The organism is Methanorbis furvi (assembly GCF_032714615.1).
GTDB lineage: Archaea > Halobacteriota > Methanomicrobia > Methanomicrobiales > Methanocorpusculaceae > Methanocorpusculum > Methanocorpusculum furvi.
Window position 1 is genome coordinate 34,119 of record NZ_JAWDKA010000007.1, and the last position, 22,293, is coordinate 56,411.

Genomic DNA, 22,293 nt, shown 5'->3' on the forward strand with positions numbered 1-22,293 from the left:
AAATGTACACTATTATAGTATGCTGAGAGAATGTAAAACCTGCATGTGCAATTACGAGCCGCATGCAGTTCATTCGTTCCGGCGACATTCGGACTCCATGCGACACTCTGAAATTGCGGAAAACCGCAACTAATCTTCAGATTACGTGGGTCATCGCATAATTACGCTCTCGTAAATATATTTGCATGAAGCCGGTCGACACCGGAAATATTTTTTAAGATTTTGTCATGAGAATATTTTTTGGTTTTTTTTGAGATGACATTGCCATCTTCATTTTCCAAAAAAATAGGTGTTGTCTATTAATTCCTAGCCTCCCACGGAAAAACGGAACATACAGAATAAAAAAACATCACGGAACAGACGTGAACACCGCGGAACTCCTATCAGAAAAAATCTTGACGAAAAATTTCCGTGATGTTCACGTCTGCTCCGTGATGTTTTTTTTATTCTGTGTGTTCCGTTTTTCCGTGGGCGGAGCTACGATCAATGCCGAACAGTGTGTGCTAATAAACGATTTTATGGGCAAAGCCAAAAAAATAAAAAAAAATAAAAAAAATATTTTTGAAAAAAAATTACGCGGATTTTGTATCCGCAGTCCATGAAAGGATCATGCCGACAACCAAAACAATGATCGCTGCAATGACCGTTGCATGCATCATGACAAGGAACACATCCACATAATCCACACTCATCTTCGTACCGGCACCAAGGACAAGATTCGTCAGAACGGTCATCATGCCGATTGAGATAGCCATGCCAAGCATCCGTGTGGTCGAAAGCGTTCCTGACGCCATGCCGTACTCCTGCTCGGTGACCGAGTTCATGATAGCGGTGCTGTTCGGCGTCACAAAAATTGCAATGCCCACACCGAAAAGTCCCTGTACCGCAATCATCGTCCAGATCGCCTGCTCTGATCCGCAGGTCAGCAGCAAGACCATACCGAGTGCAATGATCGCGAGGCCCGTCGTTGTCGCGTACTTTGGTGGAGCGTTTGCAACAAATCTGTCGATGATCGCAAGAACAATCGAGCCGCATCCAAATGCCGCAACACTTGCCGCAACCACTGCCATCGCCAGCCATGAAGGATCAGCGGACGGAGCTCCGAGAAGAAATGCTGCCGCACCACCGACAACAGCAAGCACAATGCCTGGGAACAGCAGCCACTTCGGCAGAAGATGATCGTAAAATTTTCCTGCAACAATCGTAAACAGCACAAGGACCAGTCCCTGCGTGGTGACCACAAGTGCTCTGTCGAGTGCGGAAAATCCCCATGCATGCGTCATGTACATCGACACAAGCGAACCCATCGCATAAATTGCCACATAATACAACAGGTTCGCCGAGTTGTTGAAGGTGAATCCCCGATTTTCCAGAATCAGCCGCACCGGAATGAGAGGGTTTGCCGCAGTCTTTTCGTACCGGAAAAATAACCCGAGAAGGATCAGACCGGCAATCAGCAGTACGAGAGCAAGTGCGTCAGGCATCTTGGAAAATCCGTACAACCCGAGTGTCATACCGACCGTGAAAAGAACAGCGCCGGTCCAGTCATAGGGCTTGGTGTCCGTCGGCTTGTCACGCGGAATAAATGGTACCGCAAGGATGAACGAAAGGAGAGCTATCGGCACGAGAATCAGATACACCATCTGCCATCCCCAGACATCAGTTAAGGCTCCGGCAAGCAGCGGACCTGCGAGCTGACCGAGGAACACACCGGTCATCGCAATACCGATTGCAGTTCCGCGAAGTTCGACCTTCACTGCTGAGGTCACCAGAGCAATCGCGGTTCCAAACATCAGCGCATTGCCGACGCCTTCAATCGCCCGCATCAAAAGAACCATCTCACCGGTCGTCGAAAGACCGATACCAAGCGAGCCAATGCCGAGCAGCAGAACGCCGATCGTGAAAAATAATTTTTTGCTGATCTTGTCCGCGTACCGTGCGGCAGGAATCAGAAATATCGTCGAGGTCAACAGATAGATCGTCAGTATCCAGCCGAACATGCCCATCGGCAGCTGGAGATCGGCAATCAGTGACGGCAGTGCAATGTTGGTTGCCTCGCCAATGAACGGCGGCAGAAAACATGCAATCGCAACAGTTATCGCCACCAGATACTGTTGACGATTCAGGCGCAGGGATTCCATACTATTCCATTGGCAGGAGCTATCGTATTAAGATGCCGGAATGATTAGCAACTCAATTGTGAGTTATTGATTTGAGTGAGAATTACGCGGTGCGGTTCTAAGACCGATTACAGAAAAATTCCAAACAATGGAACTCATCACCACATAACTTTTTCAAAAAAAAATGAACGAAATTTTTTGCGGCATCACGCAGCGTTGCGGTTCAAAAATATGCAACCACAGAACTTCGGTCAGGAGTTTCTCCGTCCCTCTTCGATCACGGCATCGGCACGATCCGAATCAAGATGCGGGCAGAGAGTATACCACTCGGTTTTGATCTCACGCTCATCAGCGGGATCGCGGAATTTTATCAGTGTGGTAACAGCACGCTGACAGGTACGGCAGAGCGGAACCGGATGTGTACTGCCAAACATCGGGAGATCAGTCGAAGAAGAAGCACCGCAGAGGTAGCAACTGCGAAGCGAGGGGGAAGGAGATGATGAGGAATCCTGCATCTGTCGAACTCCTGACGGCGGCGGAGGAGGAGCAACGGTTTTCACGGGCGCGTGATCAGGAGCCGGGCGCGGTGCAGGTTTTCGGACCGGCGGTGTTACAACCTCCTCCTCCTCAAAGAGATCCTCCGTTTCCTCGCGGGAAATCTCAGGCACTGCTTCGCTGTACTGCGGCTCATCATACTCGTATGCATCATACTCATACGTATCAGACTCGAACTCGGCATCAGCCATCCGGTCAGCGATACCGGTCTCCATAACACCGTCGCGAATACTAAGCTCAGGATCACGGACATGCTTTGGAACATAGGACTCGGGCATTTCCTCTGAATCTGCCGCAGACTGTCTCTTCCCTTTTGCCGGCTGTTTCTTCTTGCCTCCTCCAAAGAGTGAGGAGAAAAATCCCTTCTTCTTTGGTTTGGATTTTGTGGATGAACCGCCGGTCTCCATCAGAAAATCAGATGATTCGCCAAACGAGGTATCGGCATACGTATCAAACGACTCCTTTTCCACCGTATGTTCTCCGCCGAATCCTCCGCCAAGGACATCAAAAGATTTTCCTTTGGATTTTTTCTTTCTCGATCCGCTGCCGCCTATCGAACCTCCAAGCGGATCAAACTCCTGTTTTTTCCGTGCCATAATGATGCTTCGCCGTATTTTTCTACTTTCATATGCAACGCCCATCTATTAATACCTCTTGAGTGAACTCTTACTATAGATGAGTGGCAGTGCTGAGATGAATGATGACGCCTACTGGTTTTCCCGCGGTGAAATGGAACGGGACGCGGGAAACCTCCGGCAGGCACGCCTGTGTTTTGAACGGGCGGCCGAACTGAACAAAACCATTGCAAAGTACTGGGCAGAGCTTGGTCTTGTGCTGAGCGAAGAAGGCGAAGACGTTGAGGCGGTCAGATGTCTGCGGCGGGCAACCGAAGTTGATCCGAAGTGTGCGGAGAGCTGGTGCGGCCGCGGAGTTGTCTGCTGTAGATCAGGCGACGTTGATGCGGCACTGTTTGCATTTGATCGTGCGGTGCGGCTGAACCCTGAGGTGTCGGACTACTGGCTGAACCTTGGTCTGATGTTTGCCGAACAAAACGAGTTTACCAAAGCAGTGACTGCATTTGAATGCGGTCTTGAGATCAATCTCTATGATGAGGAGCTGTGGAAGCAGAAGGCAAAGTGCCTGATGAAGCTTGGCGAGGATGTTCGGGCACGGCACTGCTTTGAACGGGCCGGAGAGATTGAGATGGAGCGGGCAACTCGCCCCTATTGAATTATGAAAAAAATACTGTACGCCCTGAGCTCATCGCTGCTGTAGAAAAACAGTAATAAAAACGAAGAGAAAAATTGAGTGGACCCGCAGGGATTCGAACCCCGGACCTCCAGCATGTAAGGCTGGCGTCATGACCAGCTAGACCACGAGTCCAGTAATGCCTTAATCTATTCTCGCTGCAGAGTAATTAACTCTGCGAAACAGCCCCAAAAGGATTGGGGGAGAAATCCCCCTGCATTTGGTATATTATGCAAGACCGAAGGACTTGAGCGTGACTTCGGTGTTGACTTTTCCGACCTGGTAAACCTTGCCGGAAGAGATCTCATTGATGATGACTTCAGCTGGAGAGAAGAGGCTCTTGTCGATCTTGTAAAAGTCGTAGCCTGCTTCCTTGAAGATATCATTGAACGGCTTGCCGTATCCGTTGGATGAGCAGCTCGGGATCTTTTCCAGATAGTCAACGATCTCCGGAGCATTCATCGTCAGATTGATCTGTCCGTGGTAGATCGTTGCGTCGTTGGTGACTCCCATGGCAAGCTTTGCGCCGCGGACCGGCGGAATTGGTGCGGTACCTGCTGCTGCAAGAATCTTGCGGGTGTCAAAGCCAAGCTCGTTTAACTTGTACACAGCGGTCTCAACACAACGTCCGGCAACCTGAATGGAGCCGACAATAGAAGAGGTCGGTGCAACAAGTGCACAGACATTGGCAACGTCAACCTTACACTTCTCTGCAATCTTTTCCATCACAGCACCGTTCGGCAGGTGGTCTGCCTCAAGACAGATGACTGCTGCGTCGCACTCATCCTCGTAGCCGATGACTTCATAAGTGTGTTTCGGCTGCAGGGACAGAGCACGTGCGGGCCCAGAACCCATTGCGAAGAAGTTTTCGTGCTTCACGGTCCAGCCTGCTTTCTGTGCACCAAGGCAGGAGATTGCCGGGAAGTCGGTGTTTACATCAATGAAGGTCATCGGGAACTTGCCAACCATGCCCTGGCGGAATGCAATATCGCCAAGACCGCCCATGCAGATACGGGTGAAGTAGTCGCCGGCGCCGAAGCCTCCCGGAACAGCCACACCACAGTCCACGATACGGGCGCCGTTGTCAAGCTCATGATATGCTACATTGAATAAGTCTGCATTCTCTACGAGTTCTTCGAAGAGATCGAGTCCGAGTTCATTTACACTAACCAAGATTATCCCCCTTAGGAATATGATTCAGATATGGGTGAGGAACATAGATAATTGTTATGTGTTAGGGTTTTGCATTTTTAATCCAGAGCCGTGTTAATCACGTGTCGCCCACGAAAAAAACATCAGTGAGAGTGAAACATCATGAAAATATTTCTGATACATCGTGTCAAGTCTCTGAATGAAATGGGATGGGGATTTTATTTTCGTACCGAATGAACTCTTTTCTGACTCAGTGATATTTTTTCTTCAGTGCACCTTGTATTTTTCTGGGGAATATGGCGAGTAACGATTACTCGAAGTTAGTATGCGAATAAAAATTAATTCATCCCCGGTCGAAACCTATTTTTGGTTTCGATTGAAATAAGGTAAGAAGAATTTGAGGTATTTGAAATGGTAGCAGTAGTTGATAAAGACAAATGTACTGGTTGTGCAACATGCGTGGATATCTGCCCGGCAGCAGCAATTGAACTGGAAAACGATATCGCAGTTGTGGACGCAAGCGGATGCGTTGACTGTGAGACCTGTGTTGATGAGTGCCCGGAAAGCGCCATCCACATGGAATAAATCAAAAATTTGTTTTCTTTTCTTTTTTAAAACTTGATCCGGTTCTTTTGGGTTCGCTATACCAAGACTTTTTGTCTACCGCGTCAAACTAATACTACTATGTTACCGCAGAGAAACGAGTATTCCAATGAGATAGAATATCTCTATCACAAATCGCTTATTCTCGAAAATCCATCAGAGATGGACCCGGTGTTATACTTTTATTTTATTGATACGATCGCCCACCTTGACTACACCTTAAGTGCGCTTGCCTACAATATCGACTCAATACGCTGTACCATGACCGCAGAGTACCTCAGGCATCGTGTGGATCTCGCAAAAGACGGGGACAACGCTCTCTTCCCTGAGTTCATGATCTGGCTTCGCGACACCAATCAGGAGATGTTTGAGAGTACGCCAATCCTCTGGCAGCTGGTCTACGACCCTGACGACCCGGCGCGGTATGCCGGATTCAGAATTGTGATGGACCCTGCCTCAAGAATTCCGCTGCCGCCGACATTTTTCCGTGATATGACTGATGATCTGTTTGCCATGCCGCTTTTGCGCAGTCTGTATCCGGCAGGTGCTCTTGGAAAACTCTTTGCCGAGTTCAAAGAAAAGCGCTGCACGAGGTAAGTGATGGATGTCGCACGCGTCTGTTCGGATCTGGTAAAGATCAAAAGCGAAAATCCCCCCGGCGACACGAGGGAGGCGGCCGAGTACATTGCCCTGCTCCTTGACTCAATGGGAATCCGTTCTGACATTACGGAGGGAACGCCCGGTCACTGCAATGTTATTTCCCGGGAACAGAACCGTACGCTGATGCTGTCCGGCCACATCGATGTGGTGCCGGCAATGGAGGAGGGCTGGGATATACCTCCATATGCAGGCGTCATCGATGACACGTATGTGCACGGCCGCGGCAGTACTGATATGAAGGGCGGATGCGCAGCAGTACTTACTGCGGTTGAACGTGCGATCAGTGAGTTTGGTGAGGTTCCTGTCTCTCTTGCGTTTGTGTGCGATGAGGAGGGAGGAGGCCGGTCAGGGACGCGGTATCTGATTGAAAAACAACTGATTCATCCGTGCGATGTACTGATTGCAGAACCAACTCCTGCATTTGCTCCGTCGGTTGGTCAGAAAGGAATCTGCCGGTTCGAGGTGGAGTTCACGGGAACGCCCGGACACTCCTCGCTGTTTCCGATTGTAGGGGACAGTGCGATCATGCAGGCATTTTCGTTCATGAAGCTGATGGATGAGCTGCACAATCGTGTGTATCCGCAGTCCGAACAGCTTGAACAGCTGATCGATCACTCCATCTCCATCAGCGATGTTGGCGGGGGACAGAATCTTGCACCGATTTTCCGACAGATTATGTACAATCCCGGTTTGATCTCAGGCGGGGAGCGGGTGAATATTGTTGCGCAAAAATGTCTGCTCACAATGGACATGCGGCTGCCGTGGGGATGCGACTGCGAGACGATACTTGCTGAGATCTGCAGATCTGTGCCGAAGTCAGCGAAGGTAACACCGATTACGAGGGCGAACGCTTCACTTACGGATCCTGAGTCATTCCTTGTGCAGAGTACGTGTGATGCGATCAGCAGCGTGTATGATGTTTCGTCAAAACCCATGGTGCAGTGGGCGGCATCTGATGCAAGGGCACTGCGAAAAGCCGGCTTTCGGGCAATTGAGTACGGGCCCGGAGAGTTGTCGTGCCTTCACGGACTGAATGAACGGGTGAGAATTGATCAGCTGCGTTTCGTTGAAGAAATTTACTTCCGGCTGATTGATACTTACCGCAAACGTTACGGATTGTAAACTCACCAACTTTTTTTTAGAATAGGAGTTACGCGGTGTACTGTTGAGTGGTGAGATCTCGCCTCGTGAGAAAAAACCGCCACGGATTCACACGGATTCCAAATTTGCCAATCGTCATTATCTTGCGTTCGGTCGGGACTCCGGCTAATCGCCTGCGTCCTTTTCGACCTCACTGGATAATGACTGGCAAATTTTTTTCGGTTTTTTGTTGAGTGGTACATGTGGTTTTGCTTGGAAAAATCAATAACATAATCACACAGATTGCATTTTCGGAAAAAAATGTGCGTGAGTACGATGCAAAAAACATACTCATCATTTCAACAAAAAATCGAAAAATTTGCCAGCTGGTATCCAGTGAGGTCGAAAAGGACGCAGGCGATTAGCCGGAGTCCCGACCGAGCGCAAGATAACAGCGATTGGCAAATTAAATATCTGTGTGAATCCGTGGCGGTTTTTTTCACACGAGACCACGTTCATCAGTTACCTGCTTACAATTTTCAGAAAAAAGGAACTGAGATCTTTTTGCAATATCACACCGCGTAACTCCTATTAGAAAAAGAAACTCAATCGTGTTGCGGTAATGCAATCGTAAAACACAGAAAAATAGTGTGATTGGTTTCTCTTGGGAATGGGATCTATTTGCGGCTCCAAGTTTATCGGATCAAATCCGATGCCATTACCAAAAGGAAACAATCCTTCTATTTCGCAGGCACAATTTTCAGGGGAGCTGGCATGCCATTTTATGGGTACACACTTCTGACAGTTCCCAGAAACACCTGAAACTGTCAGAACCATCACCAGAATCCACCTACGCCAACAGAACTCCCCAGCTCTGACGTATAGGTTCTATTCGACACTGGTCTCGCATTATGCGAGCTAGTACCAGGGTATAACCCTGATATATTGTAGGGCAGGGTCCTATATAAATATTTTAGAAGTGTCAATATACCGATGAAGTACTAAATCTGCTGATGATATATTTTATGCATCGATAATTTTTTGGAAAACCTCTCCATCTCTTGCAATCCAAAGCTCGGCTGTTGCGGCTGCGGCTTCGATAAGATCTGATAGATTCAGTTTTGCTTCCTGTGCCTCAATCAGATCAACATCAGATCTGGTAGCAGGCTTTTTTGGAACTGCACGGCATCCGGTATCTCCCGGGCACTCATGGAACGTTCCGATTTTTCGGGCGATAGCAACCGTGTCCTCCTTATCATACGTGAGAATCGGCCGGAGAATCGGCGTCTTTACCGATGCCGTAATCACTCCCATATTCTGAATTGTCTGGGACGCAACCTGTCCGAGATTTTCTCCTGACGCAAGAGCATCGTACTTTCCATGGAGCGCGAGCCGGTCTGCAACCCGCATCATAAACCGTTTGCAGTAGATGCAGGTGTAATGCGTCTCGCATGCGGATGAGACCGCATCAAAAAACGGCTCCATGTTCACAACCCACACCGGAAAATTTCTGCCGGGCGACCAGGTCGAGAGAATTCTTGCATTGTCAAGCGCGAGTCCCTTCGTTGCAGGACCCGCCCATCGTCCGCCGTCCATGAACACACCTGAGAGTACAACACCGCGCCGCATCAGAAGCCATGCCGCAACCGGCGAGTCGATACCTGCTGAAAGCAGTAGCATTGCACGGCCGGCCGTTCCAAGCGGCAGACCGCCCTGACCCTGGATGCGTTCATCATACACAATTCCGCCGTACTCGCGTGCCTCAACAAAGAGCTCGTACTCAGGATTGTCGAGGTCCACCACAAAGTCAGGAACTTTTTCCCAGACCGCGTCTGCAACAATTCGTGCAAGCTCCTGACTGGTGATCCCTTTCACCTGCTGACGTCTTGCACGCACCGCAAACCGCATGCCGGGTTTGAGTTTTTTCTCTGCAAGCGCAACGGCTGCTGAACAGATCTCCTCAGGACTGTTGCCGCAGGTTGTACAGATACTGACGTCCACAATTCCAAAGATCCGTGCAACCTCGGGAGCGATTTTTTCTGCGTCCCCATAGATCAGAACCCGTCCGCGATACTCCTCGGTCTGGTATGCAATGTCTTTTGCATCAAGAGCCGCACGAATGTTTCGCATGAGGGCTGTCATGAACTGTTTTTTTACCGGCTCACTCTTCAGCCAGAGCTCACCGATTCTCACCATTACTGCTGTGTTTGTTTCCATCGAGTAACACCTCCCGAAATATAGCCCGCAACCCTTACCCGCGAGAAACCAAATCTCTCAAGCTCTGCTGCATGTTTTGATGCAAGCTGCATTTCTCCTGCCTCAACCTCCACAACCGCCTCATCGCCGATCAGCCGCACGCGAAGGATGCCGGCAATTCCCTGTTCATGAAGAAATGTCTCTGCTGCTGCAACACGGTTGAGTTTTTCCTCGGTGATCACAACTCCAAAAGGAATCCTGGTCGCAAGACATGATGAGGGAGGAATTATCGGAACGCCGAGAGTTTCTGCAAGTGACAGAACCTCTTCTTTGTCAATCCCTGCCTCGGCAAACGGACTGCAGACGCCAAGTTCCAGAAGGGCCGCGTGTCCAGGCCGGTCTTCAGGCATATCATCCGCATGCGTGCCGTCACAGATTTTGCAGCCTTGTGCTTTCGCGAGGTCAGCAAGTGATCCCATGATCTTTTTCTTGCACAAATAACAGCGGTCCACCGGGTTTGCGGCAATGGATCTATCCTCCAGAATTTTGATCTGAATTGAATGCCATGGAACTCCGAGTTTTTTGCAGAACTTTTCCGCACGTTCTGTTTCGCCGGGCACCTCGAACTCCGAGACGACGGTTGCGGCGATTACTGAAATGTTCACCGCTTTCGCTGCGGCGAGAAGGGTCAGACTGTCCTGCCCTCCCGAGAGTGCGATCAGTATCGGGGAGTTTTTCTGCAAAATCCCGGAAAGTTTTGAAGGAACTGTTTTCATGATAAAATTCACTGTGTGAATTAGGTCTCTTTATCAGTATATGCTCTAACCTGATAAATATGCGGCGGCTTTACCTGAGGATTTTGTGGATGATGATCTGTGCTGCCTTGTATCACAACATCTATAACAATCAGGACTGAACTTATTAAGAGTGAGAAATGGCTGCAAAGAAATCCTCCAAAAAAAGTGAAGAACCAGAAGCATCAGCAAAGCTCTTCTATATCTTCTATAATCAGGAGCGTTGGGACAACTGGCTGAACACCCTTGCGGAAGCGGACTTCTCGGGCGATGATGAGAGTGAAGAGATGCCGGAAGGATACCGCATTCTTGACGGTTTTTCCGATGACATTACTCTTGCGACAATAAAGATCATCAGACTTTTCCAGAACGGAAGAATATCTCTGGAGGACGCGAGGGCCAAACTCCGCGGCGTGGAAGAGATCGTCATGAGTGAGGTGCAGAACGAGGATGTTGCTGAGATTATCGGGTCCATGCAGGTCTCCATGCTGGTGCTCTTTGCAGCAGGACAGAAATATCTTGAGCAGGCTTATCCTCCGTCTGAAGAGGTCAAAAATCTTGTCAAGGACGGACGCAAGGTCTTTGACAAAGATCCGGAAAAGGCTCTTGACATGGCATCGTCGATTGGTGCTGCTGTGATTAATGGTGCAAGCTGCTGCGGCAAATATGTGAAGGACACGGATGAGCCGACGCTTTTTGATGAGTGGCTGGTGGAGGTCGAACGCATTGCCGATGCGATGAAATCTCTGAAGAACTTCGACGAGGAAGCCGGAGAAGCCCAGTGATTGCAGGCCGCGCAAGATTTCGTTACATCAAAAAGTTGCAGCGAGCGGCAGGCTACCGGTTGCCGGACGGGGCATTTCATCCGGCGAACCTTGAGGCGATTACCGGTTCGATGAATATTGACAGTCTTGATCCCGGAACAAGGGATCAGGTCATGCGGTTTTACAAGGATTTTCTTGAGTGCAGCTGTCGCGACTCGCCGCTCTGCGGATGTCCGGAGCGCAAGTTTGTTATTGCGATTCTGGAGCTGCGCGAGATGGGACTCAGTCACCGTGAGATCCACAACCATCTGATCGATGAGTACGGTGTTGATCTTTTTCCAGCAGATATCCTGAGTTTTCTTGAGGACTCTGTTCATCTGCTGGAAGCAATCCGCAGTGTTGCCAATCTTGCGGAACAAAAAGAGCTGGTTGAGTTATCGGATGAACATATCCGTCAGATCGCACGATGAGATTTTGAAACGCGAATCGCAGGTCTTCCACACGACGTTCCGTCGTGTTTAACTCCTCCCTTCGGGAGTCGTTTCGGCCTGCTCACCGCTTCGCGGAATAGCGCGAATAAAAAAATTATTTGTATTTTTTCTGAGCAGAGATGTTCGTCTAAAAATATATGATTCAGGCCCTTCCTTAAAAATCGCCATTGACGATTTTTTTTATTCGTGCTATTCGCGTTTCAAAATCTCATCGTGTCCACAGAACATTTTCTGAAAAAATCTATTTTTCCAGACCGCATACATACTCAGCAGAAATGGCGAGGTTGTTTATTGCGGTGGAACCCTCTTTGGAGATCCGGAAAAATCTTGAGAGTACAGCACAATCACTTCTGGAAACCTCTGCACGCCTGACAATCGTGCAGGCTTCCCAGATGCATATCACGCTCAAGTTTATTGGCGAGGTCCCTGACACAAAAATTCCAAAAATCACCGATGCATTCTCCAAACTCTCCGGAGAACCGTATCAGTTTTCCGCATCAGGCGTCAGTGTCTTCGGCAGACCGCCGCGGGTGATCAAAGCTGATGTTTTGGATGGCGGAGTTTCAAAAGAGCTTGCCGCACAGATTGATGCACTCCTGTCTTTAGTCGGCATCCCAAAAGATCCAAAACCGTTTTCCCCTCACCTCACCCTCGCCCGCGTGAAGCTCTACTCGCCGGATCTTCTTCCAAAAATTGCCGCAGTGAAGGATACAGAGTTCGGCTCCTGCATAATTGACTCGGTCGCACTCAAAAAGAGTACATTAACCCCCAGTGGACCCATATATGAAACAGTTGCCGAGGTAAAACTGTGACAAGAAGTATCATAGAACAGGAGGTCTTGGACCGCGTGCTGCCAACCGACGCGGAACGTTCCGCAGCACAGGAGATGGGAAACAAACTGATCGCCGCAGTCTACGAAGTTGCAGGCGTTCCTGCAATGATGACCGGCTCGGTTGCCCGGGGCACCTGGGTTCGCGGTGACAAGGACATCGACATATTCATGCTGTTTCCACCGGAGATCTCCCGCGAGGAGCTGCAGGAGAAAGGACTTGCCGCAGCGTATGCGGTGGTCGAAAAGTTTTCAGGAACAGCTGAGGAAAAGTATGCCGAGCATCCGTATCTCAACGCGGTCATCGAAGGATTCGATGTGGATCTCGTCCCCTGTTATCATGTCAGCTCCACTGCTGAGATGCAGTGCGCTGTGGACCGGACGCCGTTTCACACCCGCTACCTTCTCCCTAAAATCGGAAATCTTCGTGAGGATGTTTTGCTGCTCAAACAGTTTGCCAAAGGCGGAGGCGTGTACGGCTCAGATCATATGACCGGCGGTTTTTCCGGATATCTTTGCGAGCTTCTTGTGTTGGCCTACGGAGGATTTTCAGAGTTCATGCAGGCCGCGTCAGAGTTCCGGTACGGCGAGGTTGTTGACATCGAAAAATATTATGCAGATACAAAAATCGTGAGAGGAAAATTTTCCGAGCCGCTTATTGTCATCGACCCAACCGATAAGGACCGAAATGTTGCAGCAGCCCTGACCCCGACGCGGTTTGCCGAGTTCATGGAGCTTGCCCGCGACTACTGTGCCTCTCCCAGTCCGCAGTACTTTGTTGCGGATCCTCCAACTCAGATGGGGATGAACGAGTTTGCCGCAACGCTTCAGAAGCGCGGGACGGCAATGCTTGCGGTACGGATGAAAACTCCTCCATATGTTGCGGACACGGTTGTTCCTCAGCTGCGGAAAACCATGGAGTCTATGAAGGCCATGCTTGTTGCCGAGGATTTTCAGATTCACCGTGCTGAAGTTTCCATGGGTGCGGAAAATTCTCTGATTCTTTTTGAGCTTCTCATTGCCCGGCTGCCGGAGATTGTTGTACGCTCTGGCCCTCCGGTCTGGAATCATGAAAATGCGGACCGGTTTGTGGAAAAATATCTGATGCAGGAGCAGTTTGCCGGCCCCTGGATTGAGGAGGATCGCTACTACACCGAGGTGCTCCGCAAGTACACGACTGCTGAGTCTCTGCTTTCGGATAAGTCGAAGATTTTGTCAGGTTCACTTGGAAAACATGTGCGGCAGGTGATGGAGGAGGACGGTTATGAGGTTCTCGCGGGCGTTGATGTCTGGTCGCTGGAGTTTTCGTTTTTCCTTTCGGCATTTTTTGCCAGGTCTTCGCATGCGATCCGCAAGCTCAGGGAGATCAGAGGCGGGCAGGAATGAGTTATGACTGGATATTTTTCTGAACACTGATTCTGCTGCTGCCTCTGGTTCTCATTGTCGGTGCGGTCGGGCTTTTGAAGTATCCGCCGGAAAAAAAATTCCCGAGTGATCGGGTACCGAACACGACGATCCAAAAAATCTCCGGAGGCATGGGATGCAGCGCAGAAAATGTTTGGAAAATATTCTTTCGTCTATGGAATTTTTCTTCTGATAGCTGTTCCACTTGTGGCTCTCTGTGTTGGAACGAGGATTAATCCGTACACTCTTCTGGTAATGATCGTTGTCGCTGAACTCATTCTCTTGGCGCTCCCGATTCTTGGTGTTGAGTGTCAGCTGAAAAAACAGTTTTCAAAATAAAAAAAATTTATGCGATCTTTTCTCCTGCAGCTGGTCCCGGCATGCAGGTGTAGATCTCTTTTACTACAAGTTTCAGCAGTTCTTTTTTGGGAAGTCCCGGCTTTTTTGCTTCCATTAACTCCCGCATCTTTTTGTAGTCCTCGGTGTCGGACTCAAGGCTTGCCGTTCCCTTTAGCTGAATACAGTTGCCGAGCTCTTTACTCCAGACAAGCAGAGCTGCCTGGGGGTTTTCGTGAACATTTTGCGCCGTCTTGTTCATGAAGTTGTTGGAGATCCAGATGGTGTCGTTGTCCATTACCCACAGACCGCCCATCGGTGCTGCGTTTGGAACGCCGGTCTTTGAAGCGGTGATCAGATGACAGACCCCGACTTTTGCGATCTGTTCTTTTATCTCGCTGGTAATTAGTGCCATAGAGATAACTTGGGCTTACTGTTATGTCTACTTTGCGGAGTTCCCCAACAACAAAATTGTTTGTAATAGGAGGTATGTGGTTTCTGTTTCAAAAAATCGTAATGCAGTACCCTACTGAAGAATTTGACTCATCACTAATTTCATGTTTCAGACCTCTCACTACCTTGCAGCATCACCCTCACATAACTCTTCTTGTAAAAAAAACAGCCAATACATGCGAGTGCCGGAGAACAACTCCGGTCAACGCATGATATTTGTGGCAGGCGGATGTCCGGGAAAAATTCCGGACAAGGGTGTCACACATTCAACAATCTGTACCTTTCTACGGGAAAGAAATTTAGTTCTTTTTTGCGCTCTTGGGTGCTGCCTTCGGTGCCTCAGTTTTTACTGCTGCTTTCGGTGCTGCCTTTGGGGCTTCTGTCTTTTTTGCCTCTTTGTGTGACATAATCTTAGATCTGATTCTTCGGTGTATAAACCTGTCTGTCATGACAGAAAAAATGCGGCTCAGATCACGTCAATTGGAAAATAACCAAAAATACGGCGATAAATCCTGACTGAAAAAGCCCCGGATTTTCTCACGCGCAAAATATTTTGAAAACGCGGCATTTTGCGCGAAATTTCTCTGTTGAACTAAGGAGATGCCGCAAAAAAATGAGATGCTTCAGAAGTGAAGCGTTGACTCAAGACTGCCGAAGGCAATCGTCTTGCCGTCGCGGAACTCTGCAATAACCTCATCCATTTTCGCATCCGGAGAGATCACAATGCGCTCAGCCCGACCGAACACGTGGAAGAGCATTCTCTCATCACTTCCGAGTTTCGGCTCAGGTCCGTGCCAGCCATGCTCGCCGAAATCGTTGAGACCCTGAATCGCAGGGAACGGGAAGTTTGGTACCGGGCCTGCTTCATATCCCGGCGGGACATGCCCGACCGACGGAATATTCCAGATTGACCAGATACACTGAGTTTTTCCGTCGCCGGATTTGTTCTGCACAATGACGGCGATATACTTTACCTCGGGAGGGATGCCGGAGAGATCAATTTTTGGCGAGATATTTCCACCGGAGAATGTACTCGAAGGGGTAATACCATTTTTTCCAAGATGAATGGTAATCTTTTCCATAGTACATACCCTCTGCCCCAAAATATTATAGATGTATAGATTGAGGATAATGTCTCTGTCAGTTCAAACCTCATCCATAAATAGGGTGAAAGGCAACACAACTCACATGGACTGCCTGACAATATATACGGACGGGGCAAGCCGAGGAAACCCGGGCGAAGCCGCTGCTGCATGGCTGATTCTTCGTGGGACCGACGTTCTTGAGTCTGATGTACTTGTTCTTGGAAAACAGACGAACAATGTCGCCGAGTACACCGCACTCATTCATGCCATCCGCTCGGCGAAAAAATTTGCTGAACCAAAAACAACCGAACTGATCATCTACTCGGACAGCGAACTCATGATATCACAGATGAACGGGACCTACAAAGTTCGCTCAGCCTCACTTCAGCCGCTGCATCAGGAGGCAAAGGAGAGTGCTTCAGCATTTGCGAAGGTCACGTATCATCATGTCCCGCGGGAAAATCCGTACATCGGATCATGTGACTGGCTGTGCAACAATGCTCTTGACAAACGTTCCGCCGCGGATCTGATCGATGACCTTCGCAAGGGTAGAGAGCCAATTGAGTGTAAGCCCATTGGAGTTGTTCACTCACCCTTTAAGGAACGCGGAAGTGCGCCGAATCAGGGCAGAAATACTCAGGAGATTAGTCGCATCGAAATTTTTCCCGAGTACCGCGACGGCCTCACCGGACTTTCCGCAGGGAACGCAGTCTTCATCCTCTGCTGGTTTGACCGTTCCGAACGTGATATTTTACAGGTTGTTCCGCACGGCAGAAAGGAACTCACCGGCGTTTTTGCAACCCGTGCGCCGGTCCGCCCGAATCCCATCTCACTGACTCTGGTAACCATCGAATCAATAGAAGGAACCACCCTGACCGTCCGGGGACTCGAAGCCTTTGACAACACGCCGGTGCTTGACATAAAACCCTACCATGCAGGGATAGATACTCCGGAAAACGAGTGATATGTGTGATTACACTTAAAGCCGGTACAAACAGATGAGAATTGACACAAATTACAATTTTTACACTGATGCGAGGGGTGGAGATCCCGATTCTACCAGCCCCACTCTTCGAAAATATCATAAGAAATTATGGAGCAAACCATTACCCAATGGAAAACATTTCGAATTGTATGACGATAAAAATGGGATTTATTTATACCATAAATCAGAATTAGGGGAGTTTCGTTTTGGGAGCGATGCTATTACACACTCATACAAAAATCAGAAACGAAAACAATGGATTGTAGAACAAATTCCCAGTGAAGTAAATGAACTTTTTGATGCAGGTTCCACTATCGGGGCCTATATTATTTTTCCAAATAACAGAATTAACGGCAACCACACAATCAATCAGGCACGCGGAATTAATCATTTCATTGACGACCGATTTGACTTGACCCTCGAATGTATCCGCCGATTTTATTTAGATCAAGACAGTCCTCTTTATGATACTTTATTGAGATATAAGGATTTTTTCGATTTATTTGATAACTTTATTGGCTATGTCAATTTCTTTTTATTGGAGGATCTGATTGAAGAAAATCACGAAATTAAATTTTATTCACCGTTCGATGAGTTCAAAACTCCTCCAAGGTTTTCTGACACAGACGAATATCTGGGATATAAAAAAGAAGTTATGAATTTCATTCGGAAAAGAAATCAAAGAATTGATGATTGCCAATTAATATGACTGAAAAGTGCCAGCCCATTGGGCGTTAGCAGCAGAATCCTTGCATTACGCGCAACACCGCCCAATACACAAAGACTATACTCTCTACCGTGCAACAGAATAGGCAATACATTATATAGACTTACATTACAGGTGAAATGAAAACATGTCAGACAAACCAGAAGGATGTGACGGACACTGCGACGGATGCTCGCAGAAGACCGATACCTGCCAGCAGCCGGCAAAAGCTGATATCAGTGTAAAGCATGTGATCCTTGTTCTCTCCGGCAAGGGAGGCGTCGGCAAGAGTACGGTCTCGGTAAACCTTTCCTATGCACTTGCCAACCATGGATACCAGACCGGTCTGCTTGACCTTGATATTCACGGCCCAAGCATTGCCAAGATGCTCGGTATTGAGGATCTGAAACTTCAGGCGCTCGGCAACAAAATGATGCCGGTGAAAGTGACCGGCTCACTGAAAGTCGTCTCAATGGCTCTTCTTCTCAACACCACCGACAGTCCGATTGTGTGGCGCGGACCCATGAAGGCTGCGGCCATCAAACAGTTCCTCGGCGATGTCGACTGGGGAGACCTTGACTATCTCGTCGTCGACCTTCCACCGGGAACGGGCGATGAGGCACTCAACATCGTACAGTTTGCACCAAACGTTGAAGGAGCGGTAATCGTTACGACCCCGCAGGATGTTGCAGTGCTTGACTCCACGAAGGCAATCAAGTTCGTTGAGATGATGGACCTCCCGGTGCTTGGTATCATTGAGAATATGTCCGGCATGATCTGTCCGCACTGCGGCGAGGTTGTTGATCTCTTCGGCAAGGGCGGCGGAGAAAAGGTGGCAACCCAATACAATATTCCGTATCTTGGTGCTATTCCGATTGATATTGAGATGCGCAAGGCAGGCGATGAAGGCAGACCGTTCATCGTCAAGAGAACGAACGAAAAGAATCCGACCAGAGATGCGGTCGACAAGGTTATGGAAAACCTGATCGCAGAAGTCGAGAAAAGAGAATAACTTCTAAATTTTTTTTAGTTGGCATCAGACCCCTGCGTCATCATAACCTTGCGGCTCAGCGGGGGTAACTATCATCATCTGCCGTTTTGTATGATAATATCTATTGCAGAATCAGAGTATGAGCCTTTCGTTCCGGTGGGTGTTGTTTTACCATTTCTGAGCTGCCCGCAAATGAGAAGTGCCGCAGGGACACGCATCATTAATTCCGCAAAGCACCAAATACTATAGTAACTATGTCAGAGAAGAGGACACTGACAATCGGTGTGGCAATCAACTTGGGCAACTACGAAAGTCTTCGCCTGGAAGTGAGCGACGTGGTACAGAACGAGGAGGAGGCCGCCGAACTCGCCGCGTATCTGAACAGAGTGCTGGACGGCTACGGCCAGAATGATGCCTCAACCCGTGCCTCGGTTGACAAATACCGCGCGAGAGTTCTGGAAAAATATGCGGAGGCTGAATCGCCCGTTCCTGCGGCTGACCCGCTCGATGAACTCTTCGGTCCTGCTCCAACTGCTGACGACATAACCGCGGACGAAGAAGTGCCGGCACCAGTCACAGAAATTCTCTTCGTAGAAGAGGAGTGCATCTCTGAAATATCTCCTGAACCAGTTATTACTGAGCAGGTTTTTGTGCCTGAGCCAGAACCAGAGCCGGTAAAGATCGAACCGGTCCAACCAGAACCTGAGCAGCCGCTCCCCGCCGCAGAGAAAACCGCTGAAGAACCCGTGGTCTACACCTGCGAAAAATGCGGAGCAACAGTTTCCAAAGTCCAGCGCGACGTGTCCAACCTCTTCATGGGCAAAACGCTCTGCAAAGCCTGCATGAAATAAGGAGAAAAAACATCATGAAAAAAAATCTGCTCATGTGGGATCAGACCCTCTTCAAAGACATCGAAGTCTTTGACATCGACTATGTTCCCGAACAGTTTGAGTACCGTGATGAACAGATTCAGGAGCTCGCCTACGCAGTCCGGCCGGCCCTTGCCGGCGGCCGCATCTTAAACACGGTCTGCCGCGGAGTGCCCGGCACCGGCAAGACCACATCCGTAAAAAAACTCTTTGAAGAGATCGAAGGAACCACCAAAAAGATCATTCCCATTCACATCAACTGCCAGATTGACGGCTCAGAGTATGCGATCTTTTCCCGCATCTACACAAAGCTCACCAAAAACCGCCAGCCGCCAACCGGCACCTCCTTTAAGATGCTCTTTGACATGATCGCCAAGTACATCGAGAACGAATCGGTCGTTCCGATCATCTGTCTTGACGATGCCAACTACCTTGTCTATGAAAAGGAGCTGAACAAAGTTCTCTACGCACTCCTCAGATCGCATGAGGCGTACGAAAATGTCAGAATCGGGGTGATCGTTATCATCAGCGATCCGGACGTGGATCTGGAGTCCTCGCTTGATGCCCGCGTAGCATCAGTTTTCCGTCCGCAGATCATTCACTTTGCACCCTACACCGCGTCCGAGGTTGCAGGCATTCTCTCCCAGCGTGTGGTGCAGGGACTGTATCCGAACGTGCTCGGCAGCGAACTCTTCGACCGCATCGTAGACCGCACCATGAAATGCGGCGATATCCGCATCGGTCTTGATCTGATCAAACGCTCTGTGATGAACGCAGAAAAGTCTGCACGAATGAACGTCTCTGACGATGACGTCACCGCGGCATTCTCCGTCTCCCGTGATCTCCGTCTTGCAGATATCGTGCGGGTACTTTCCGATGACGAGGCAGCCGTTTTGTTCCAGCTTGCCGAGATGACCAATGACGCAGATATCGTCACCACCAAAGAGGTCCACACAGCTCTTGGCGAGAGAGCAACAGGCTACACAACGTTTGTACAGATTATTGAAAAACTCGACCATCTCAGACTGGTCACCCTCAGTTATCAGAATGCAGGAAAGGGCCGCCTGCGTATTATCAGTCTCAGATATGATCCAAAACGTGTTTTAGCCTTCCGAAAAGTTCAGAGCGGATGTAAACCCTAACACGGATCATCGTTCGTTCCGTCGTGTTCACCGCTTCGCAGGAACACATGGAAAAACATCACGAAAAAAATCATTTGGTATGAAAATTAAATTTCAATTCCATTTTCATTGTGGCCGGCTCAGCATAAATTCGCAGAGCCGACCTGACAACATTCAGATTATAAATTAAGAACTTCTTTCATCGTGTAGACGGCAGGAGTTTTTCCCGGCACCCATGCTGCTGCACGGACAGCACCGCGGGCAAACACCGCACGATCATATGCACGGTGAGTCAGTTCGATCGTTTCATAATTCTGATGGAACTGTACGGTGTGATCGCCGACAACATCGCCGCCGCGAATTACGTGAACACCGATCTCGTTCTTGCGCTCGGTCATACCGCAGCGGCCGTACATCTCATCACGCACGCCGACCTCTTCTTCGATCACTTTCAGAATGGTCTTCGCGGTTCCGCTCGGTGCATCCTTCTTGTGGCGGTGGTGGGCTTCGATCACTTCGATGTCATAGTCGCCGAGACGCTTTGCTGCTTCGCGGACCAGCTCCCAGAAAATGTTGACGCCGACACTGAAGTTGGTTGTTTTCACGACAGGCACATTTTTGATCGCATGCAAAAGCTCTGCATCCTCGGCCGGAGTGAAACCGGTCGTGCCGATCACCAGTGCAACACCTTTGGCTGCTGCAATTTTTGCGTTCACCATCGTTGCCGCGGCAACCGTGAAGTCGATCATCACATCAGGCTTGTGTTCATCAATGAACGATGCAAGGCTGGTCGAGTCAACGACCGGTTTACCAAGTACGGTACCGGAGCGGACATCCACACCGCCAACCAGTTCGAGCTCCGGATTTTCGACAACCATACCTGCGATGGTCGTACCCATACGCCCCATCGCTCCGCAGATCATAACTTTAGTCATAGTTTGACAACACTTCCCGTAATTTATTGGTCATCTCCGCTGACAGGGAGTCCAGCGGCAGCCGGACATTTCCTGATGCGATGTGCCCGCGGATTTCTGCGGCACGTTTTACCGGCACCGGATTTACATCCATGAACAGGGATTTGGAGAGCTCCATCAGTTCATAATGTATTTTTCTTGCACCATCCATATCGCCTTTGACGAATGCATCGTACATCGCAACCATTCGTTTTGGTTCGATGTTTGCCGTGACTGAGATGCAGCCTTTGCCGCCGATGGAAAGCACCGGAAGCATGAGTGAGTCATCACCTGATGTCAGCACAAACGGGAGTTCGCGGTCCACTCCCTCAAGTCCGTGAATGATCGCCATCATCTGATCGATGTTGCCGCTCGCCTCTTTGACCGCCACAATATTCGGGATGGTTTTTGCCATCTCGATGATCAGATCAGGCGGCAGGTTCTGACCGGTCCTGCCCGGAATGTTGTATACTACGACCGGAAGACCAATCTCTGCGACTTTTCTGTAATGTTTTAAGAGACCGCTGCGGTTCGGCTTGTTGTAGTACGGACTGATCAGAAGAGCACCGTCAGCCCCGGCAGCTTTTGCTGCACGGGTCATCAGCAGTGCTTCTTCGGTGTTGTTGGAACCGGTTCCGGCAATGACTGGTATCCGGTTGTTTGCTGCGGAAACTGCCTCTTCGATGACTTTGATGTGTTCTGCATGCGTCATTGTTGCAGACTCGCCGGTCGAACCGCAGGGGAGAAGACCATGCACTCCTCCGCGGATAACATGCTCGATACAGGCTCGAAGACCCTCGATATCAAGCGATTGGGATGCATCATCACGGAACGGAGTGATGAGTGCGGGTATCACACCTTCGAACATAGTACTTATACGTAAGGCGCGCCTGATACA

Annotated in this window: 23 protein-coding genes and 1 tRNA gene; 14 read left to right on the forward strand and 10 right to left on the reverse strand. The window is 49.3% G+C overall.

The window, feature by feature from the left end:
• Positions 1 to 572 precede the first annotated feature (572 nt).
• Both McpAg1_RS06920 and McpAg1_RS06925 read right to left on the reverse strand, forming a co-directional pair.
• Positions 573 to 2,141, reverse strand: a complete 1,569-nt coding sequence (locus McpAg1_RS06920; protein WP_338094570.1) for an MFS transporter — start codon at positions 2,139 to 2,141, stop codon at positions 573 to 575.
• A gap of 230 nt (positions 2,142 to 2,371) precedes the next feature.
• On the reverse strand, positions 2,372 to 3,271 hold the full coding sequence (locus McpAg1_RS06925; protein ID WP_338094572.1) for a hypothetical protein: 900 nt from the start codon (positions 3,269 to 3,271) through the stop codon (positions 2,372 to 2,374).
• 79 nt (positions 3,272 to 3,350) lie between these two features.
• On the opposite strand from McpAg1_RS06925, the gene McpAg1_RS06930 reads away from it, so the two are divergent.
• Positions 3,351 to 3,905: a tetratricopeptide repeat protein gene (locus McpAg1_RS06930; protein ID WP_338094573.1), complete on the forward strand. Its 555-nt coding sequence runs from the start codon at positions 3,351 to 3,353 to the stop codon at positions 3,903 to 3,905.
• Positions 3,906 to 3,984: 79 nt separating this feature from the next.
• Here the strand turns inward: McpAg1_RS06930 and McpAg1_RS06935 are convergent.
• Together McpAg1_RS06935 and mch are read right to left on the reverse strand one after the other, a co-directional pair.
• A tRNA-Val gene (locus McpAg1_RS06935) sits at positions 3,985 to 4,058 on the reverse strand.
• A 93-nt stretch (positions 4,059 to 4,151) separates the two neighbouring features.
• Positions 4,152 to 5,096 (reverse strand): methenyltetrahydromethanopterin cyclohydrolase, encoded by a 945-nt coding sequence (mch, locus tag McpAg1_RS06940; protein WP_338094574.1) that lies wholly within the window; start codon positions 5,094 to 5,096, stop codon positions 4,152 to 4,154.
• Between the two features lie 390 nt (positions 5,097 to 5,486).
• Between mch and McpAg1_RS06945 the strand changes: the two genes are divergently transcribed.
• The 3 genes from McpAg1_RS06945 (at position 5,487) to McpAg1_RS06955 (ending at position 7,460) form a co-directional block, all read left to right on the forward strand.
• The gene (locus McpAg1_RS06945) at positions 5,487 to 5,660 is read left to right on the forward strand and encodes a 4Fe-4S binding protein (RefSeq protein WP_338094575.1); all 174 of its coding nucleotides are present in this window, start codon (positions 5,487 to 5,489) and stop codon (positions 5,658 to 5,660) included.
• A 180-nt stretch (positions 5,661 to 5,840) separates the two neighbouring features.
• On the forward strand, positions 5,841 to 6,275 hold the full coding sequence (locus tag McpAg1_RS06950; protein ID WP_338094576.1) for a hypothetical protein: 435 nt from the start codon (positions 5,841 to 5,843) through the stop codon (positions 6,273 to 6,275).
• A 3-nt stretch (positions 6,276 to 6,278) separates the two neighbouring features.
• On the forward strand, positions 6,279 to 7,460 hold the full coding sequence (locus McpAg1_RS06955) for a M20/M25/M40 family metallo-hydrolase (protein WP_338094577.1): 1,182 nt from the start codon (positions 6,279 to 6,281) through the stop codon (positions 7,458 to 7,460).
• Positions 7,461 to 8,441: 981 nt separating this feature from the next.
• Here McpAg1_RS06955 and McpAg1_RS06960 read toward each other — a convergent pair.
• The gene (locus McpAg1_RS06960) at positions 8,442 to 9,635 is read right to left on the reverse strand and encodes a tRNA sulfurtransferase (protein ID WP_338094578.1); all 1,194 of its coding nucleotides are present in this window, start codon (positions 9,633 to 9,635) and stop codon (positions 8,442 to 8,444) included.
• Positions 9,614 to 10,390 (reverse strand): ATP-dependent sacrificial sulfur transferase LarE, encoded by a 777-nt coding sequence (larE, locus tag McpAg1_RS06965; protein WP_338094579.1) that lies wholly within the window; start codon positions 10,388 to 10,390, stop codon positions 9,614 to 9,616. Before larE ends, McpAg1_RS06960 begins: the two co-directional genes overlap by 22 nt.
• A 158-nt stretch (positions 10,391 to 10,548) precedes the next feature.
• Between larE and McpAg1_RS06970 the strand changes: the two genes are divergently transcribed.
• The 5 genes from McpAg1_RS06970 to McpAg1_RS06990 all read left to right on the forward strand — a co-directional run bounded on the left by McpAg1_RS06970 (position 10,549) and on the right by McpAg1_RS06990 (position 14,235).
• On the forward strand, positions 10,549 to 11,193 hold the full coding sequence (locus McpAg1_RS06970) for a DUF2150 family protein (RefSeq protein ID WP_338094581.1): 645 nt from the start codon (positions 10,549 to 10,551) through the stop codon (positions 11,191 to 11,193).
• Positions 11,190 to 11,642, forward strand: coding sequence for a DUF5814 domain-containing protein (locus McpAg1_RS06975; protein ID WP_338094582.1), 453 nt, complete (start codon positions 11,190 to 11,192; stop codon positions 11,640 to 11,642). The genes McpAg1_RS06970 and McpAg1_RS06975 overlap by 4 nt, the downstream gene beginning before the upstream one ends.
• 296 nt (positions 11,643 to 11,938) lie before the next feature.
• Positions 11,939 to 12,475 (forward strand): RNA 2',3'-cyclic phosphodiesterase, encoded by a 537-nt coding sequence (gene thpR, locus McpAg1_RS06980; protein ID WP_338094583.1) that lies wholly within the window; start codon positions 11,939 to 11,941, stop codon positions 12,473 to 12,475.
• Positions 12,472 to 13,878 (forward strand): CCA tRNA nucleotidyltransferase, encoded by a 1,407-nt coding sequence (gene cca, locus McpAg1_RS06985; protein WP_338094584.1) that lies wholly within the window; start codon positions 12,472 to 12,474, stop codon positions 13,876 to 13,878. The genes thpR and cca overlap by 4 nt, the downstream gene beginning before the upstream one ends.
• Before the next feature lie 105 nt (positions 13,879 to 13,983).
• Complete coding sequence (locus tag McpAg1_RS06990) at positions 13,984 to 14,235, forward strand: SdpI family protein (protein ID WP_338094585.1); 252 nt, start codon at positions 13,984 to 13,986, stop codon at positions 14,233 to 14,235.
• Between the two features lie 7 nt (positions 14,236 to 14,242).
• Here the strand turns inward: McpAg1_RS06990 and McpAg1_RS06995 are convergent, their stop codons facing one another.
• Together McpAg1_RS06995 and McpAg1_RS07000 are read right to left on the reverse strand one after the other, a co-directional pair.
• Complete coding sequence (locus McpAg1_RS06995; protein ID WP_338094586.1) at positions 14,243 to 14,647, reverse strand: pyridoxamine 5'-phosphate oxidase family protein; 405 nt, start codon at positions 14,645 to 14,647, stop codon at positions 14,243 to 14,245.
• A 661-nt stretch (positions 14,648 to 15,308) separates the two neighbouring features.
• Positions 15,309 to 15,767, reverse strand: coding sequence for a YbhB/YbcL family Raf kinase inhibitor-like protein (locus McpAg1_RS07000; RefSeq protein WP_338094587.1), 459 nt, complete (start codon positions 15,765 to 15,767; stop codon positions 15,309 to 15,311).
• A 106-nt stretch (positions 15,768 to 15,873) separates the two neighbouring features.
• Between McpAg1_RS07000 and tsaA the strand changes: the two genes are divergently transcribed.
• From tsaA to McpAg1_RS07025, 5 genes are all read left to right on the forward strand, one after another.
• Positions 15,874 to 16,734, forward strand: coding sequence for a tRNA (N6-threonylcarbamoyladenosine(37)-N6)-methyltransferase TrmO (gene tsaA / locus McpAg1_RS07005; RefSeq protein WP_338094588.1), 861 nt, complete (start codon positions 15,874 to 15,876; stop codon positions 16,732 to 16,734).
• Between the two features lie 34 nt (positions 16,735 to 16,768).
• Positions 16,769 to 17,464 carry a DUF6994 family protein gene (locus tag McpAg1_RS07010; protein ID WP_338094590.1) on the forward strand — a complete coding sequence of 232 codons (696 nt, stop codon included), beginning with the start codon at positions 16,769 to 16,771 and terminating at the stop codon, positions 17,462 to 17,464.
• Positions 17,465 to 17,609: 145 nt separating this feature from the next.
• Positions 17,610 to 18,473 (forward strand): Mrp/NBP35 family ATP-binding protein, encoded by an 864-nt coding sequence (locus McpAg1_RS07015; protein ID WP_338094591.1) that lies wholly within the window; start codon positions 17,610 to 17,612, stop codon positions 18,471 to 18,473.
• Positions 18,474 to 18,706: 233 nt separating this feature from the next.
• Positions 18,707 to 19,303 (forward strand): hypothetical protein, encoded by a 597-nt coding sequence (locus McpAg1_RS07020; RefSeq protein ID WP_338094592.1) that lies wholly within the window; start codon positions 18,707 to 18,709, stop codon positions 19,301 to 19,303.
• Positions 19,304 to 19,317: 14 nt separating this feature from the next.
• Complete coding sequence (locus McpAg1_RS07025; protein WP_338094593.1) at positions 19,318 to 20,463, forward strand: ORC1-type DNA replication protein; 1,146 nt, start codon at positions 19,318 to 19,320, stop codon at positions 20,461 to 20,463.
• 158 nt (positions 20,464 to 20,621) lie between these two features.
• On the opposite strand, the gene dapB is transcribed toward McpAg1_RS07025, so the two are convergent.
• Positions 20,622 to 21,377, reverse strand: a complete 756-nt coding sequence (dapB, locus tag McpAg1_RS07030; RefSeq protein ID WP_338094594.1) for a 4-hydroxy-tetrahydrodipicolinate reductase — start codon at positions 21,375 to 21,377, stop codon at positions 20,622 to 20,624.
• Complete coding sequence (gene dapA, locus McpAg1_RS07035) at positions 21,370 to 22,263, reverse strand: 4-hydroxy-tetrahydrodipicolinate synthase (protein WP_338094595.1); 894 nt, start codon at positions 22,261 to 22,263, stop codon at positions 21,370 to 21,372. Before dapA ends, dapB begins: the two co-directional genes overlap by 8 nt.
• Positions 22,264 to 22,293: the final 30 nt, after the last annotated feature.